The 16169-nt window shown below is 73.5% G+C and carries 12 protein-coding genes; 8 read left to right on the top strand and 4 right to left on the bottom strand.

What is annotated here, in order from left to right; all coding sequences use genetic code 11:
- The first annotated feature begins 1 nt into the window (after position 1).
- On the top strand, positions 2–1459 hold the full coding sequence (locus V1634_RS13560) for a hypothetical protein (RefSeq protein WP_331208134.1): 1458 nt from the start codon (positions 2–4) through the stop codon (positions 1457–1459).
- A 49-nt stretch (positions 1460–1508) separates the two neighbouring features.
- Here V1634_RS13560 and V1634_RS13555 read toward each other — a convergent pair whose 3' ends face one another.
- The gene (locus tag V1634_RS13555) at positions 1509–1739 is read right to left on the bottom strand and encodes a hypothetical protein (protein ID WP_331208133.1); all 231 of its coding nucleotides are present in this window, start codon (positions 1737–1739) and stop codon (positions 1509–1511) included.
- 178 nt (positions 1740–1917) lie between these two features.
- On the opposite strand from V1634_RS13555, the gene V1634_RS13550 reads away from it, so the two are divergent.
- The 6 genes from V1634_RS13550 (at position 1918) to V1634_RS13525 (ending at position 11666) form a co-directional block, all read left to right on the top strand.
- Positions 1918–4071, top strand: a complete 2154-nt coding sequence (locus V1634_RS13550) for a serine/threonine-protein kinase (RefSeq protein ID WP_331208132.1) — start codon at positions 1918–1920, stop codon at positions 4069–4071.
- A gap of 998 nt (positions 4072–5069) precedes the next feature.
- A complete protein-coding gene (locus tag V1634_RS13545; RefSeq protein ID WP_331208131.1) occupies positions 5070–5870 on the top strand; it encodes a PP2C family protein-serine/threonine phosphatase in 801 nt (266 codons plus the stop codon).
- The gene (locus V1634_RS13540; RefSeq protein WP_331208130.1) at positions 5867–7159 is read left to right on the top strand and encodes a VWA domain-containing protein; all 1293 of its coding nucleotides are present in this window, start codon (positions 5867–5869) and stop codon (positions 7157–7159) included. Before V1634_RS13545 ends, V1634_RS13540 begins: the two co-directional genes overlap by 4 nt.
- Before the next feature lie 250 nt (positions 7160–7409).
- On the top strand, positions 7410–8021 hold the full coding sequence (locus tag V1634_RS13535; protein ID WP_331208129.1) for an FHA domain-containing protein: 612 nt from the start codon (positions 7410–7412) through the stop codon (positions 8019–8021).
- A gap of 314 nt (positions 8022–8335) precedes the next feature.
- The gene (locus tag V1634_RS13530) at positions 8336–9367 is read left to right on the top strand and encodes a hypothetical protein (protein WP_331208128.1); all 1032 of its coding nucleotides are present in this window, start codon (positions 8336–8338) and stop codon (positions 9365–9367) included.
- 427 nt (positions 9368–9794) lie between these two features.
- Entirely contained in the window at positions 9795–11666 is a 1872-nt protein-coding gene (locus V1634_RS13525) for a Xaa-Pro dipeptidyl-peptidase (RefSeq protein ID WP_331208127.1), read from the top strand.
- A 124-nt stretch (positions 11667–11790) separates the two neighbouring features.
- On the opposite strand, the gene V1634_RS13520 is transcribed toward V1634_RS13525, so the two are convergent.
- On the bottom strand, positions 11791–12162 hold the full coding sequence (locus V1634_RS13520; RefSeq protein WP_331208126.1) for an FKBP-type peptidyl-prolyl cis-trans isomerase: 372 nt from the start codon (positions 12160–12162) through the stop codon (positions 11791–11793).
- 715 nt (positions 12163–12877) lie between these two features.
- Here V1634_RS13520 and erm point away from each other — a divergent pair.
- A complete protein-coding gene (erm, locus tag V1634_RS13515) occupies positions 12878–13666 on the top strand; it encodes an ErmE/ErmH/ErmO/ErmR family 23S rRNA (adenine(2058)-N(6))-methyltransferase (protein ID WP_331208395.1) in 789 nt (262 codons plus the stop codon).
- A 177-nt stretch (positions 13667–13843) separates the two neighbouring features.
- Here erm and V1634_RS13510 read toward each other — a convergent pair whose 3' ends face one another.
- A complete protein-coding gene (locus V1634_RS13510) occupies positions 13844–14917 on the bottom strand; it encodes a hypothetical protein (RefSeq protein WP_331208125.1) in 1074 nt (357 codons plus the stop codon).
- 150 nt (positions 14918–15067) lie between these two features.
- Positions 15068–16111 (bottom strand): Bug family tripartite tricarboxylate transporter substrate binding protein, encoded by a 1044-nt coding sequence (locus V1634_RS13505; protein WP_331208124.1) that lies wholly within the window; start codon positions 16109–16111, stop codon positions 15068–15070.
- Positions 16112–16169: the final 58 nt, after the last annotated feature.

Below are 16169 nucleotides of genomic sequence, written 5' to 3'. Positions count from 1 at the left end.
CGTGTCTCGTGGACCTTCCAGCGCGGTGGCGGGACACCGGCGGGCACCCGTCGGCGCCGGCCCGCACCGCGAGATCCGGTCAGCCCCGCCGATGAGCGCGCCGCCGCCGTCACTGATGGGCCGTGCCGAGGTCGACCGGATACTCGACGCGCTCGGTGCGGCGCTCGACCGGGCCTCGGCCGCGATGTACGCCCTGGACGGCCGGCCCGAGCTGGCCCTGCTGCGGGACACCCGGCCGACCGGCGAGACCGCGCGGGTCGCCGCCGACGTGCTCGTCCGGACCGGTGCGCTCTGGTCCCAGTTCGCCGCCTTCGGGGAGCTGCTCGACCGGGCCCGCACGGTACGCGCCCGGCGGTCCCGGCCCGGCGACCCCGAGCTGCGGGAACTCGGCGCACTGCTCACGTCCCCGACGGTCGCGCTCGACGCGGACGCAACGGTGCTGGACGACCCGGCAGGCGCGGCGGTGCACCGGGTCGCGTTGCCCGAGCTGGCCCGGCGGATCGAGGCGGAGGCCGCCGCGCTGGCCGGCACGCTCGACGGGCTGGCGGCCGCACGGGCCCGGCTCGCCGGATGGTTCCGTCAGCTCACCGACGGCCTGCACCGGCTGCGGGCGGAGGTCGTCGAGCTGAGCGGGTCGGTACGGCCCGACGAGCCGGCGGGTACGGAGGCTCCGGCCGCGTCCGGCGTCGCCCCGGCTGCCGGCGCGCGGGTCGCCGCCCGGGCGGCTGGATCCGGTACCGCCCAGGTGCCGCGCGACGACCTCGAACGGCTCGGCCGGGCGGTCGAGGAGGCGTACCGGAGCGCGCTCGCCGACCCGCTCGGCGCGGCCGGGTCCGGGGCGACCGCGACCGCCCTGCGGGACCGGCTCCGGCGGTTGGAGGCCGAACTCGCCACCCTGACCGGGCGAGTCGCCGAGCTGACCGAGGTACGCGACGGCTATCCCGGGCGTACCGCACGGCTGGCGGCCGAACTGGACGACCTCGGTACGGCGGTCGCCGAAACCGCCCGGACGCACGCCCTGGCACGCGCCAAGATCGCCAACTCGGCCCTGCCCGACCTGGCCCCGGATCCGACTCCGGCGCTGCGTGCCCACTTCGCCCAGCTCGGCCAGGTGCACCGGGAGCAGCGGTGGAGCCAGGTCGGCACCGAACTGACCGCCCTCGAACGGGGGGTGGCGGTGGCCCGGCGCCGGCTGGCCGAGTCACACGAGGCGGCGGACGGGCTGCTGCGACGCCGTGCCGAACTGCGGGGCCGGCTCGACGCGTACCGGGCCAAGGCGGGGCGGCTCGGCCTGATCGAGCACACCGAACTCTCCGCCCGGTACCGACGGGCCCGCGACCTGCTCTACACCAGCCCGTGTGACCTGTCGGCGGCGACCCGGGCCGTGGTCGCGTACCAGCGTCATCTCAACGATCTCGCCGAGCGCCCGGCGCCCGGCGCGAAGGGAGCCGCACCATGAGCACCCGCTGCCTGCGACCCGGTTGCCCAGGCTCCTACCTCCCCGACGGCTACTGCGACGAGTGCGGCCGGCGTGCACCGGCTGCCGGTGCGACGACGGGGCCGGCGAGCACCGGCGGCTCGACCGGCACCGGCCCGGTCGGCACGTCAGGTACCGGTCCGGTCGCCACCTCGACCGGTACCGGCCGGGGCGTGGCGCCGACCGGGACGGGCCGGGCGTCCGTGCCGACCGGAAGCGGCCGGGCGTCGGTGCCGGCCGCCGCCGTCGGCGTCACCAGCACGGGCGCCGGCCCTGGCCGTGCCCCCGCCGGACCCGGCGGGGTGGTGCCGGGACAGGCCGGGGGGTCGACCGGCCGCGCCGCGATCTCCGCCGGTCACCCCCCGGGTCCGGCCTCGACCGGCACGGGTCCGGCGGCGACCGGCTCGGGGTGGGGCTCGACGCCGAGCGGAATCGGCACCATGCCGAGCCGGGGGACCTCGCACTCCGGCTCGCGGAGTTCCACCCGGTCCCGGAGCGCGTCCCGGGGTGGTCTCGGCGCCGGCCTGGTCGACATCGCCCGGGTACCGCTGCGCGACCCGGCCACGGCGGTGATGGCCGAGCCGAAGGTCGCCGAGTCACGACGGTTCTGCGTGAGCTGCGAAAAGCCGGTGGGGCGGGGCCGGGAGGACCGTCCGGGTCGAGCCGAGGGCTTCTGCCCGCACTGCGGCACCCAGTTCTCCTTCGTGCCCCGGCTCAGTCCGGGTGACGTGATCAATCGACGGTACGAGATCCTCGGGGCGCTCGCGTACGGCGGGCTGGGGTGGATCTATCTCGCCCGGGACCGCAACGTCAGTGACACGGTCAGCGACCGCTGGGTGGTGCTCAAGGGACTGATCAACACCACGGACGAGGACGCGATGGCCTCGGCCGTGGCGGAGCGTCGCTTCCTGGTCGAGCTGGACCATCCCAACATCGTCAAGATCCACGATTTCGTGGAGCACCCCGACCCGCGTACCGGGATCCCGGTCGGCTACATCGTGATGGAGTACGTCGGTGGCCAGTCACTGCGGGACATGCTGCTGGCCCGGCGCCGCGACACCGGCCAACGCACCCTGCCGCTGCCCGAGGTGATCGCGTACGGGGTCGAGATCCTGCCCGCCCTCGACTACCTGCACGACCGCAACCTGCTCTTCTGCGACTTCAAGCCGGACAACGTCATCCACGCCGAGGAGCAGCTCAAACTCATCGACCTCGGTGCGGTGCGCCACGTCGACGACAGCACCAGCGCGATCTTCGGCACCCCTGGTTACCAGGCGCCGGAGGTCGGCACGCTCGGCCCCTCGGTCGCCTCGGACATCTACACCGTCGGGCGGGCGCTGGCCGTACTCAGCCTCGACTTCCGCGGCTTCTCGACCACGTACGCCAACCGGCTGCCGGAGCCGGCCGACACGCCGCTGTTCACCGCCGAGATGTCGTACCACCGGCTGCTGCGCCGGGCCACCCACCCCGATCCGGACCGGCGTTTCCAGAGCGCCGGGGAGATGAGCGAGCAACTGCTCGGCGTACTGCGCGAGGTGCTCTCCGCCGCAGACGGCGTACCCCGGCCGGCGGTCTCCCGGCAGTTCACCCCGGAGCGACGTGCCTTCGGTACCGAGGCCGGCGAGGTCGGGCGGGCGGTCGCGGGGCGGGCCTGGGGCGCCGGAGGTGGCGTACCACCCGGGGCGATCGCCCCGGCGCCGCCGGTGGTCGCCGCCGCGCTGCCGCTGCCGCAGGTCGATGTCCTCGATCCGGGTGCCGGCTTCCTCGCCTCGCTCGGCGCGACCGACCCGGCGGAACTGGTCCGGCAGCTCACCGCCGCACCGGTCCGCAGCGTGGAGGTGGCGCTGCGGTTGGCCCGGGCCCGGATCGAGGGCGGAGACCTGGCGGGAGCGGCCGCGGACCTGGACCGGCTCGCCGCGGCCGACCCGTTCGACTGGCGCGTCGACTGGTACCGGGGCCTGGCGGCGTTGACCGCGAACCGCCCCGCCGACGCCCGGGTCGCCTTCGACGCGGTCTACGACGTCCTGCCGGGTGAACCGGCGGCCCGGCTCGCGCTGGCGGTCAGCGCGGAGTGCACCGGCGACCGGGAGATGGCGACCCGGCTCTACGACCGGGTCTGGCGGGTCGACCACGGCTATCTGAGTGCCGCGTTCGGGCTGGCCCGGATCCGGTTCCTGGTCGGCGACCGGGCGGGTGCGCTCGCGGTACTGGACCAGGTGCCGGACAGTTCGAGTCAGCACGTGGCGGCGCAGGTCGCCGCGGTGCGGGCCAGCCTGCCCGGGTTGACGGCGGGCACCACCGGCCCGGACGATCTGCTGCGGGCGTCCGCCCGGCTGGAGCGGCTCGGCCTGGACGTGGAGCGGCAGACCCGGCTCACCATCGAGGTGCTGGAGGTGGCCCTGGCCTGGGTACGGCACCGGTCGACGCCCCCCGCCTCCGGGGCGCGTCTGCTGGGGCACGAGCTTTCCGAGCGCGGCCTGCGGTTGGGGCTGGAACGGGCGTACCGGACGCTGGCCCAGCTCTCCCGTGATCCGGAGCTGCGGATCGCGCTGGTCGACCACGCGAACGCGGTCCGGCCGAGGACGCTGGTGTGACCGGCGTCGGAGCCGGCGCTGCCGGCAGCATGCCGAAACCGTGTCCGGAGCACGGCGCCCCGGACGACCCGGCGCACCGTTACTGCGAGGAGTGCGGCCGGGAGTTGGAACGCGTTCCGTCCGGGGAGGCGGCTGGCGCCTCCGGTCGGGCGGCCCCGGTGATCGGCTCGGCCGCTCCGGTCGGGGCGCCCTGGTCGGCCGCCCCGCCCCCGACCGGCCGGTCCGAAGCCTCCGGTTGGGCCGAGGCCTCCGACCCGGCCGAGTCGCCGGAGTCCACTGAGCTGCTGAGGCTGGCCGACATGTCCGGCCCGACCGCGCTGTCCCGGCTGGAGGCACTGGCCGGGTCGACCGGCTCGTCTGGTCCGGCAGGCTCGTCTGGTCCGACGGGCTCGTCGAGTCCCACGGGCTCGTCGGGTACCACCGGCTCGGCCGCATCGTCCGGCACGGCGGGCTGGGGTCCGTCCGGACATCCTGAGGTACCGGCCGGAGCCGGCAACCGGCCCGGTTACCCGCCGCCGCCCGCCCCGTCCGGCTGGACGGGTTCCTCCGCACCGCCCGCCCCGTCCGGCTGGACCGGTTCGGCCGCACCGCCCGCCCCGTCCGGCTGGACGGGTTCCTCCGCACCGGCCGCCCCGCCCGGCTGGACCGGTTCGGCCACACCGGCCGGACCAGCCGCGTGGAGCGGTCCGGCCACGTCGTCCGGCACGGCGAGCGGTTGGCCAGCCGCCGCCTCGGGGACGGGTGCCGTCGCGCCACCCCGGCCACCCGCGCCAACCGGTCCAGCGCAGGCCGCACCCGTGCCGCCCGGCGCTCCGCCCGCCACGGTTGTGCCGCCCGGTGCCCCAGGCACCGCGCCGCCGGTATCCAGCGGTCGACCTCCGGCGGTCCCCTCCGGCCCCTGGCTCTCGTCACGTGCGGTCGGCCAGCCCTGCCCGAGCTGCGGTACCCCGCCCTCCGGCGACTCCGGCCACTGTGACCACTGTGGACGACGGTCGTCCGTGGGCCGGGACCGTGCGGACCTGGATCTGGGGGCCGTCGCCGCCGTCACCGACCGGGCTCGGCGACGACGCAACGAGGACGCGGTCACGGTCGGGCGGCTCGGCCAGACCATCGCCGCGGTCGTCTGTGACGGGGTCTCCACCTCACTCCGGGCCGATCTCGCCGCCCACGCGGCCGCAGAGGCAGGGCTCGCCGCGATGCTCTCCGCGCTCGGGAACGGTACCGCCGCGCCCGATGCCATGGTGGCCGCCGGTCGGGCCGCGGCCGTGGCTGCCCGGGCGACCGCGGTGCAGGACGACGGTCAGGTGCCGCCGAGCTGCACCTTCGTGGCCGCTGTGGTCACCGCCGGCTCGGTCACCGTCGGCTGGATCGGTGACAGCCGGGCGTACTGGCTCGGTCCGGACGGTGCCGCGCACGAGGCGGTCTGCCTGACCGTGGACGACTCGGTGGTCGGCCAGATCCGGGCCGGGCGGCCGGTACCGCCCGGCGCCGAGCAGGACCCGACCTCCAAGGCGTTGATCCGGTGGCTCGGCGCGGACTCCGGCGACGCCGACCCGCAGGTGGTGACGTTCCAGCCGGCACGGCCGGGAAGGCTGATCATCTGTTCGGACGGGCTCTCGCACTATCTGCCGAACGCGGGGGCGTTGGCGGCCCGGATACCAGGGCCGGGCGGTGCCACGCCGATCGCCATCGCCCGGGACCTGACCAGGTTCGCGGCGGAGGCCGGTGGACACGACAACATCGCCGTAGCCGTGTTGCCGTTTCCGCCCGCCGCAGGATCGGGGGAGGCGGGCAGGTGAGCGGAGTACCGCACTTCGTCGCCGAGGTCGACCACAACGAGTACCTGCCGGCAGGTGGCCAGGTGGTGGACGCGATCCTGACCGTGACCGCGTCCGGTCCGGATCTGCGCGACCCGGCGACCGTTCCGACGGCGGCACAAGTGATCATGGTCGACACCTCGGGTTCGATGGCGATGCCGCCGACGAAGCTCGCCGAGGCGAAACGGGCCACGGCGGTGGCGATCGACACCCTGCGCGACGGTGTGGCCTTCGCGGTGGTCTCCGGAACCGCGGTCGCCCGGATGGTCTACCCGGTACAACCGGGGATGGTGCCGGCCAACGCGCAGACCAGGGCGGCGGCGAAGGCGGCGGTGGCCGGGCTGCGGGCGGACGGCGGTACCGCTATCGGCCGCTGGCTGGACCTGGCCAACTGGCTGTTCGCCAGCTGCCCGGCCGAGGTCCGACACGCGATCCTGCTCACCGACGGACGCAACGAGCACGAAAAACCCGAGGACCTGCGCCGGATACTCGCCGCCTGCGAGGGGCGGTTCGTCTGCGACAGCCGGGGTATCGGCAGCGGCTGGGTTGCCGGTGAGCTGCGCGCGATCGCCTCGGCCCTGCTCGGCACCGCCGACGGGCTGGAACACCCGGCGCAGTTGCCGGCCGCGTTCCAGGCGATGACAGCGTCCGCGATGGGCAAGCGGGTGGCAGACGTCGCGCTGCGGATCTGGAGTCCGGCAGGCGCCACGGTACGGATGGTCAAGCAGGTCTTCCCGCACGTCGAGGAACTCACCGGGCGCCGTCGCGCGGTCAGCGCCCGGATCGGGGACTATCCGACCGGCGCATGGGGAGCGGAGACGCGCGAATACCACCTGTCCGTGGCCCTCGAACCCGACTCGGTCGGTGAGGAGGTGCTGGCCGCCCGGGTCAGCCTGGTCAGCGCAGGTCAGGTGCTGACCGAGCGGCTGATTCTGGCCAGGTGGACCGACGACACCATGCTCTCCACCCGGATCAGCCCGCAGGTGGCGCACTACACCGGACAGGCCGAACTCGCCGCCGCGATCCAGGAGGGGCTGCGGGCCCGGGAGGCCGGCGACGTGGAGACCGCGACCGCCCTGCTGGGCCGGGCGGTGCAGTTGGCCGCCGAGTCGGGACACGACGAGACCGCGATGCTGCTCGGCCGGGTTGTCGAGGTCGTCGACGCGCCGACCGGCACGATACGGCTCAAGCGGCAGGTGGCCGCACTGGACGCCGAGTTGACCGACGTGCGGTCGGTCAAGACGGTGCGGGTGAAGAAGGAGCAGGGGTGAGGCCGTGACGGCAGCCACCTGCTCCCGGGGACATACGTCGTCCACGATGGACTACTGCGACGTCTGCGGCGTACCGATGTCGGGTGGCTCCACCACGCCGGCGGGCGAGGGCGCCGAAGCCTCGCGCCCGGCGTCGGCGGCCGGGATACCGGCGGAGCCGGCGGGCGACGGGGCGTCGGCGAGCGGTGCAGCGGAACCTGTCCGGCAGTCCACTCCGGCCGCTCCGTGTCCCCACTGCGGTACCCCGAGGGTGGGGCGGTTCTGCGAGGAGGACGGCTACGACTTCCTGCTGGCCCCGCCCGTCGTCGCCGCCCCGGCCGTTGCCGCCCCGTCGGCCGGTGGTGTCCCGGACGACGTCGGACCGGAGGCGTCCGGTCCGGTCCAGCCGCGAGCCGAACCGGGTACCGGCGGTCCGGCCGGATCCGAGGCCGGCACACCGGGTTCGGAGCAGGGAATCACCTGGCAACTGGTGGTGGACGCCGACCCCGGGTACTTCGACCTCGTCACCTCCTTCGGCGGTACGGACGCCGAAAGCCTGACCTTTCCCCGCTTCGTCGTGCCTCGCCGGTTCACCCTGGAGCCCCGGCAGTTGCTGATCGGTCGGCGTAGCCGGTCCCGGGGTGTGCAGCCGGACATCGACCTGGTCGGGCCGCCGGAAGATCCGGGAGTCTCCCACCTGCACGCACTGCTGCTCCCGCAGCCGGGCGGCTGGGCGGTGGTCGACCTGGAGTCCGCCAACGGCACCTACCTCAACGATCCGTCGACGCCGCCGATCGTGGCCAACACCCCGATCCCGCTCGGCGACGGCGACCGCGTCTACCTCGGTGCGTGGACCCGCTTGACGATCCGGGCCGACCGCTGACCGGCGGCCTCACCCAGGCCACCAGCCGACAACCCGGGCCCGGCACCGCCGACCCGATGCCGCCCGCCGCGACTGCCCTCCGTCCCAGCCGCCGATTGCCGCGACTGCCCACCCGGCGTGGCCGCTGCCGCCGCGTCGATCAGGCCGATGCCCGTTCCTGGTTCTGTCGCCAGGTCCGGATCCAGCTCTGTGCGGTGTGCCGAGGAACTCCGTAGTGGTCAGCCACGGCCGTGACGGTACCGGCCTGGCCGTACACCTGCGCGAGGTCGTCCGGGGCACGCCGGTAGGAACGGCTGGCTGTCGGAGTGGCGGCGGTGGCCGGGCTCGGGGCGCGTCGCCCGCCGACCCCCCGGCTGGTGGCGGTGTCCGGGGCGCTCTTCGCCGCCCGGCCGCTCGCCCGCTTGGTGGTGGTCGTACCGGCGCCGGTGGTCGCCGGAGCCCTCCTGGTCGGGGTCGCCTTCCGGCCGGTGGTCGTCGTACCGGAACCGGCGGCGGCCCGCCTGGTCGCACCGGTACGCCCACCGGTCGCGGTCCTCCCTACAGCCGTGCCGGTGCTCTTCGCCGTGCCGGTGCGCTTGGTGGCGCTGGTGGTCTTGGTGGCGGTGGTGGTCTTGGTGGCGGTGGTCCGCTTCGCGGTGCCGGTGGTCCTGGCCGTGCCGGCGCGCTTCGCGGGGGTGGTGGCGGTGCCGGCGGTACCGACGCTCCTGGCGGCGTTGGCGCTCTTGGCGGCGCCGGTTCCCTTCGCGGCTGCCGTCGTCTTGCTGGCACGACTCCTGGTCGGAGTCTCCTTCGCAGTGGAGCGACGGGTCGAGGGGCTCTTCCTGGCGGTGGTCCGGGTCGGTGCCGTCTTCCTGACGGCGCTGCGCGCACCCGCCGCACGGTGGGCGTTCGCCGGCTCGGCATCTCCGGTAGGCGTCGATGTGACCGCGTCGACCGGGATCCCCGGCGCCGCCGCCTCCGCCACTGCCGCCTCCGCCACTGCCGCCTCCGCCACTGCCGCCTCCGCTGCGTCCGGGTCGACGGTGAGCGGGCCGGCCGAACGCTCCACGGTAAACAGCTCCGGCCCCGACGCGTCCGCGCCCGACTCGTCCGGCAACGACGAGTCGGACAACAGGGAGTCCGACAACGATGACAACGGGGTCGGCGCGGTCGGAGCCGCACCGGCGGGCATCACGGCGCGGAGCAACTGCTCGACGTCGACCGTGGGCAGTTCGGCAGGAGTGAGTCCGCCGCCTTCACCGGCCCGTACGACCAACTCGGTGATCCTGGTGGTGCCCCCGGTGACCTCCACCCGCACCGTCGTGGTCGCCCGCGTCCGATCGTCCGGGGAAATCGTAATTGTGTAGGCACTCACCGGGACCCAGCCTCCAATAACCACGCCACTCGGCACCGTCGCGCTCCCGGCCCCGTCAACGGTCACGTCGGTACGACTCAACGATGTCGGCGGCCAAGCTACCTTCCGGTACGGCGGTTGGCCAAGTCCGGTGCGAGGTGACGGGCTGCCAGGACCGGTCGGGCCGGCCCCACCAATCGACGTACCCGGGTGGCCTATCTAGGATAAGTCGTCAATGTTCCCCCCATCGGCAATCTCTTTTCCGTCGTAGTCAGCCGTTCTCGGTACGGCCCGCCCCGACCATTCCGACAACCCCGGAATGCGCCGCATCGTCTGATGTGGACAGCGCTCCGCCCCGAACGCCGCGACAATCGGTCCCAGGGGTGGACGGCACGGCGTCGGGCGCCGATCCACGAGGACCGGTCGAGAGGAGCAACTCCATGCCATCAGCAGGTCCCGTGAGAATTCTCGGGGCGTACGCGGTGGGCCTGGCCCTGGTCGCCGCACCGGTACCGGCCCGCGCCGCCACGGCTGCGCCGCCGCCGGGCATCGTCGTGCAGGACGGCATGACCCAGCCGGTCTTCTCCCTGGCCGACGCCATCGAGGAGCGGGTGTGGGTCGAGACCCCGCTCGACACCGACCACGACGGCCGGCGTGACCGGGTGGTGGCGGACATCTCCCGGCCCCGCGAGACCGACACCTCGGGGCTTCGGGTGCCGGTGATCCTGGAGCACTCGCCGTACCGGAAGGACACCTGGGACGACGTCCCCTATCCGAGCGTCCTCGTCGACGACCTGCCGCAGAACACGTCGACCGGCACGTCCGCCCGGCGGGCCGAGCAGCCCGGCGTCCTGCGGGCGAAGGCGAACCTGCCCGGCCAGCTCGACGACTACTACGTGCCGCGCGGCTACGCGGTGGTGCTGGGGCAGAGCGTCGGCACCGGCGACTCCGACGGCTGTCCGACCACCGGCGACTCGGCCGAGACGTTGGGCACCAAGGCGATCATCGACTGGTTGAACGGGCGGGCCAGGGCGTACGACGCCAGCGGCGCACCGGTACGGGCCGGTTGGACCACCGGCGCGGTCGGGATGACCGGTGTCTCCTACAACGGGACCCTGCCGAACATGGTGGCGACGACCGGCGTCGAAGGGCTCAGGACCATCGTCCCGGTCGCCGCGATCAGCAACTGGTACGACTACTACCGGGCGAACGGCCTGGTGGTGGCACCCGGCGGATACCAGGGCGAGGACGCCGACATCCTCACCATGTACACCGCCGGGCAGGCTCGTTCCGAGGGGACCTGCGCCGACGAGATCGCCGAGATCGCCGAGGAACAGGACCGGGTCACCGGCGACTACACCAGGTTCTGGCGGGAGCGGGACTATCTGCCCGGGGCGCGCAGGGTCCGGGCCAGTGTCTTCGTCGTACACGGGCTCAACGACTGGAACGTGAAGACCGGACAGTTCGCCGACTGGTGGGACCAGCTCGACCGGTACGGTGTGCCGCGCAAGCTCTGGCTGCACCAGGGCGGTCACGGCGGACCGGGCAGCGCTGCCACGGTGACGCTGCCGGACGGGCGGTCGTGGACCTACAAGCAGACCGAGAACCGCTGGTTCGACTACTGGCTGTGGGGCGTCGACAACGACATCATGGCCGAGCCGAGGGTGGTGTTGCAGCGCGAGGACCGGGTCTACGCCACGTACCGGGACTGGCCGGACCCGGCCACCCGGGAGGTGTCGCTGGGCCTGTCGGCGAGCGACGCCACCGCGCCGGGTCGGCTACTCGGGCACGGTGGGCGGGGCCGCACGGTGCAGAGCATGGTCGATTCGGGACGGACGATCACCCCGGCCGAACTGGTGGCGGGACCCGATGTCGCCAACCCGAACCGGCTCGTCTACACCTCCCCGGGACTGGAGCGGGACGTCCGGATCTCGGGGCGGCCGGAGCTGCGGGTACGGCTCTCCGTCGACAACCGGACGGCCGCGAACCTGACCGGCTACCTGGTCGACTACGGTCCGGCCGGCTCGACCGACGCGCCGGTGGTGGTCAGCCGAGGCTGGCTGGACCCGCAGAACCGCACCAGTGAGGCGCACGGCCGGCCGCTCCGGCCGGGGCGCCTGGCGGACTACCGCTGGACGATGGAGCCGAAGGACTACGTGTTCCGCTCCGGGCACCGGCTCGGTCTGGTGATCTTCTCCAGTGACCAGGACTACACGCTGCTGCCGCTGCCCGGCACCCGGCTGACGATGCTGCCGGCGTCGAGCACCCTGACCCTGCCGGTGGTGGGCGGCCGGGGCGCGCTCGGCTTCTGAGCGCGCTGCTGTAACGCAGAAGCGGTCCGAACAGATCACGGGCCCCGGACGCCGACGGCGTCCGGGGCCCGTCGGCCGGGGCGGACGTACCCCGGCCGGGTCGGAACAGGTCAGGGCCGGCAGGTCAGAACTTGACGTCCACCAGGTCGACCACGAAGACGAGGGTGGCACCCGGCTTGATCCGGTTGCCGACACCCTGGTTGCCGTAGCCGAGCTGCGGTGGGATCACCAGCTTGCGCCGGCCGCCGACCCGCATCCCGAGCACCCCCTGGTCCCAGCCCTCGATGACCTTGCCGCCACCGACGGGGAAGCTGAACGGCGAGCCGCGGTTCCACGACGAATCGAACTCGTCGCCGGTGTCGAACGAGACGCCGACGTAGTGCACCACGGCCCATTGGCCCGGCTGGACCTCCTGGCCCGTGCCGATCGTAATGTCCTCGATGACAAGGTCTGGCGGCGGCGGACCGTCGATCAGACCCACGGTGGGCTTTTCCATCCGGGTACCTTAACGCCGGCCCGGGATCGTGATCACTTTGCCGGCGGGAGTGTCGCGGCAGGGCGGCGAGCAGAGAAAACCGGTTGCTGCGGCCGCCACCTGCTGAGCTAGGGTGGGCGGGTGTCTGGCACCTTCCACGCCCTGATCCGCGGGTCCCTGACCGGGACGTGCACCGCTGACCGGGCGCCCCAGCTCCTGATCCGCCTTCGGGCCGGCGGCTCCGCCCTGGTCGGCTGAGCGCGGGAGTACCTGGGTCCGATCACCGGCGCCGCTGACGCGGCGTCGTCGAACGCCGGTCCCGTCCATTCGGCGGTGTGCGGCGTGCTGTGACGCCGTCGGCGTTCCTGACGCGGTGTGGCGCCGTTCGGGTGTGCCGTGCTGCGATGCCGCTCGCGTGCATGATCTGCTGCGGTGCCGTTCGCTTGCGTGATCTGCTGCGACGGCGTTCGCTGCGTGACTGCTGCGACGGCGTTCGCGTCGAGGACGCGTCGTCGCGGGCCGCCGAGACATCCGCACGTCCAGGGTCATCCGAGTCCTGATCATTTCCGGAACAGGTCGTGGCCATCGCGCCCGCCTGTCCACAGACCGGCCCGGAGCGTCCGGGCGGGAGGACACGGCTGTGCCGCAGCACCATCCGAATCGAGAGAACCGTCCGCATCCCCGCCGGACGAACCCGCCGGCCCGCCGGCAACCCGACCGGCCCGCCCGGCCGACGGTGCCGCGTACCGGGCAGGACCGGTCGCGCCGGGTACTCGGGCAGAACTTCCTCCGCGACGAGCGGACCATCGCGCAGATCGTCGCGTCGGCCCGCCCGGACCCCACCGGGCTGATCCTGGAGGTCGGCGCGGGGCAGGGGGCGCTGACCAGGGAACTGGTCCGGCGGTGCCGCCGGGTCGTCGCGTACGAGATCGACCCGGCGCTGGTCGCCCGGCTCGGCGAGGAGTTCCGCTCCGAACCCGGACTCCGGCTGGTGCACGGAGACTTCGTCGCCGCCGTGCCGCCGACCGAGCCGTTCGCGGTGGTCGGCAACATCCCGTACGCCTCGACCAGCCGGATCGTCGACTGGTGCCTGGCCGCCCCACGGCTGACCACCGCCACCCTGGTCACCCAGCTCGAGTACGCCCGGAAGCGCTGCGGCGACTATGGCCGGTGGACGCTGCGGACCGTGCAGACCTGGCCGTGGATGAACTGGCGGCTGGCCGGCCGGATCCCCCGGGAGCGGTTCCGGCCGATGCCCCGGGTGGACTCCGGCATCCTGCGCCTGGAGCGTCGGGCGGTGGATCTGCTGCCGGGACGTCAGCTCGCCGACTACGAGCGGTTCGTCGCGCTCGGCTTCGGCGGGGTGGGCGGCTCGCTGCGGGCCTCGTTGCACCGTGCCTATCCGGCCCGCCGGGTCGACGCCGCACTGCGGGCCAACCGGGTGCCGGCCGACATCCCGGTCGGGTACGTCTGGCCGGAGCAGTGGATCTCGCTCTTCCAGGCGATCCATTCGAGCCGACGGTGAGGTGACGCGCAGGACGACGACGTACCCGATCGGCCCGGCGCCGTCGGCGGTGCGCCGACGGCGCCGGCCACCGGGCCTGGTGGTGGGCCGCGCGGTGGCGGTCACGGTGTAGGCGGTGTCACCGTCGAGCGGTCGGGTACCGCGCCGTCCCGTTCGAGGACGAGCGGCTGTGGTTGCTCAGTAGGTGATGAAGCCGTACAGGGCCAGGTGGTTCGACCTGGTACCGGCCACCGTGTGGTCGACGGCCGACGGTTGCACGCTGCCCCGGACGAAGAGGTAGTCGATCTTGCTGGAGCCGCTGGTTGCCCTCGAACCGTAGCCGGTCATGCCGTAACCGCTCAGCGTCGACGCCGGGATGCCGGTGCGGTTCGCGTCGATGCCGACCACCCGGATCGTCGAGGCGTTCATCAGGCTGGTGGCGTCCGCCCCGATGTGGATGCCGGTGCCACCGATGCCGGTGTAGCCGGCTCCGGCGCAGGCGTTCTGCCGGTTCTCCTGCGGCAGGTGCATGGTCGCGGCGAAGACGGTGGTGCCGGACGCCCTGATGGTGAACCTCGCCGCGATGGCGCTGGTCCGCTTCCACTTGTGGTAGTCGGTGCTGTCCGGGTCGCTGTTCGGCGGCTTGTAGAGCGTGCACCCGGCACCGTTGGCGTACGCCGTGCCGGGCCGCAACCAGCCGGCACTCCAGTATTTCGAGATGTCGCCGGAGGCGAGGCTCAGGGTCCGGGTGTTGTAGAGGATGCCGTTGGTCTGCTTCTTCTTCAGGTCACCGAGCGACTGCGAGCTGCACTTGTGGGTGCTGCCCCACGGCTCCGGGTCGCTCCAGGCCACGATCGCCCGGTAGGTGCCGGCCGGATAGCCGAACTTGGCCGAGAGCTGGTCCGCGTACGCCTCCGCCTGCCCGGTGCCCCGGACCTGCTGCACGATCAGCAGGTCCGGTGCCGCCACACCGGTGGTACCCGTCCGGCCGTTGTCGTCGACGAGTATCGAGGTGAGATGGTCCGGGCCGGAGATCCGGGTGCAGGTCCCGTCGGCGTTGTTCACGACGAGGTTCTCGATGTTGTTGTTGTAGACCCGCAGGACCCGCTCGGCCGCCACGGCGCTGTCGCCGGCCACGATCCGGGTGTCGCCGGCCGTCGTTCGGGTGTCGCCGTCGCGCGCCGACGCGTCGCCCGCCGGGACCGCGACCAGTGCGACGGCGGCGAGGATGGTGGCGGTGGTCCGGGTCGACCGACGTGCGGCGGTGGACATGGCGGGCTCCTGTCCGGGGGGGGGCGTTCCGACGGGGTACCGGCGCGGACCGGTGGCCGGGACTCTACCGCGACCGCACCGTCCTCAGCGGAGCGTGCCCGACCACCACGTTGGGACGGTGTTCCGCGGCGGATGGACTGCCACGTCGGGCTACCGGCCGCCCCCGGCCCCGGACGGGTGGGCCGGATTCAGGCCGAGTCCGTCGAGCGCGTGGGCGAGGCGGGCGTTCTCGGTCCGGAGGAAGTCGCCGAATGCCGCCCCGTCGAGGTACGCGTCGGTCCAGCCGTACCTGGTCAGCACCGCCCGCCACTGTGCCGAACGGTGCAACCGGGCGACCATCCCACGCATGGTCGCCACGTCCCCGCCGTCCAGTCCGGGCGGCGCGACTATGCCCCGCCAGTTGGTGAAGACGACGTCGACACCGCGCTCCCGCAGGGTCGGCGCCTCGGTGCCGGCCAGCCGGAACTCGCTGGTGACGGCGAGTACCCGGAGTTGGCCGGAGGCGATCTGGTCGGCGTACTCGCTGCGGCCGGAGACGCCGAAGTCGACCTGGTGGTCGAGGATCGCGGCGAGCAGGTCGCCGCCCCCGTCGAACTGCCGGTAGCTCACCTGTCGGGGCGGGATGCCGACCGCGTCCGCGATCAGCATCGGGGCGAGATGGTCCGGCCCACCGGCGGACGAGCCGCCGCCCACCGGCACGCCCGCCGGATCGGCCCGCCAGGCCGCGATCAGCCCGTCGATGTCCCGGTACGGCGAGTCCCGGGTCACCACCACGATGGCCGGCTCCTCGATGAGCCGGGCGATCGGGGTGGTGTCCTGGAGCGTGAACCGGGCGCCGGAGGCGTACTGGCTGCCGACCACGCCGAGTCCCATCAGCATCATCAGGTCCGGGTTGCCCCGCTCGTAGCCGAGTCGCCGCAGCCCGACGACGCCACCGCCACCGGGCAGGTTGAAGACCTCCACCGCCCGGGTGATCCCGGCGTCGGCCAGGGCCTTGGCCGCGGTGCGCGCTGTCACGTCGTAGCCGCTTCCGGGTGGGTTCGGGACGAGCAGGCGCAGTTCGGCGGAGCCGTCCGGGAGGTGCCCGGCGCAGCCGGAGACGACGATCAGCACGGCCGCGAGGCCAGCGGCGACCGAGCCGGCCAGCCACCTCGTCGCCGGATACCTCGTCGTCCGACAGCTCGTACGGTCCATTCGCCGATCCTGGCCGCCCGACGCCCGGTTGTCACCACCCGGGACAGCTCCGTCCGCC

The sequence above is a fragment of the Plantactinospora veratri genome (genome assembly GCF_036421995.1).
Taxonomy (GTDB): Bacteria; Actinomycetota; Actinomycetes; order Mycobacteriales; family Micromonosporaceae; genus Plantactinospora; species Plantactinospora veratri.
Note: the sequence above shows the minus strand (reverse complement) of the source record. Positions and strands in the feature narration are given on the sequence as shown.

Excerpts from the sequence above, each read along its gene's own strand:
- V1634_RS13550 (WP_331208132.1), top strand. The coding sequence starts at position 1,918 with ATGCCGAGCCGGGGGACCTCGCACTCCGGCTCGCGGAGTTCCACCCGG.
- V1634_RS13525 (WP_331208127.1), top strand. The coding sequence starts at position 9,795 with ATGCCATCAGCAGGTCCCGTGAGAATTCTCGGGGCGTACGCGGTGGGC.
- V1634_RS13520 (WP_331208126.1), bottom strand. The coding sequence starts at position 12,162 with ATGGAAAAGCCCACCGTGGGTCTGATCGACGGTCCGCCGCCGCCAGAC.
- V1634_RS13510 (WP_331208125.1), bottom strand. The coding sequence starts at position 14,917 with ATGTCCACCGCCGCACGTCGGTCGACCCGGACCACCGCCACCATCCTC.
- V1634_RS13505 (WP_331208124.1), bottom strand. The coding sequence starts at position 16,111 with ATGGACCGTACGAGCTGTCGGACGACGAGGTATCCGGCGACGAGGTGG.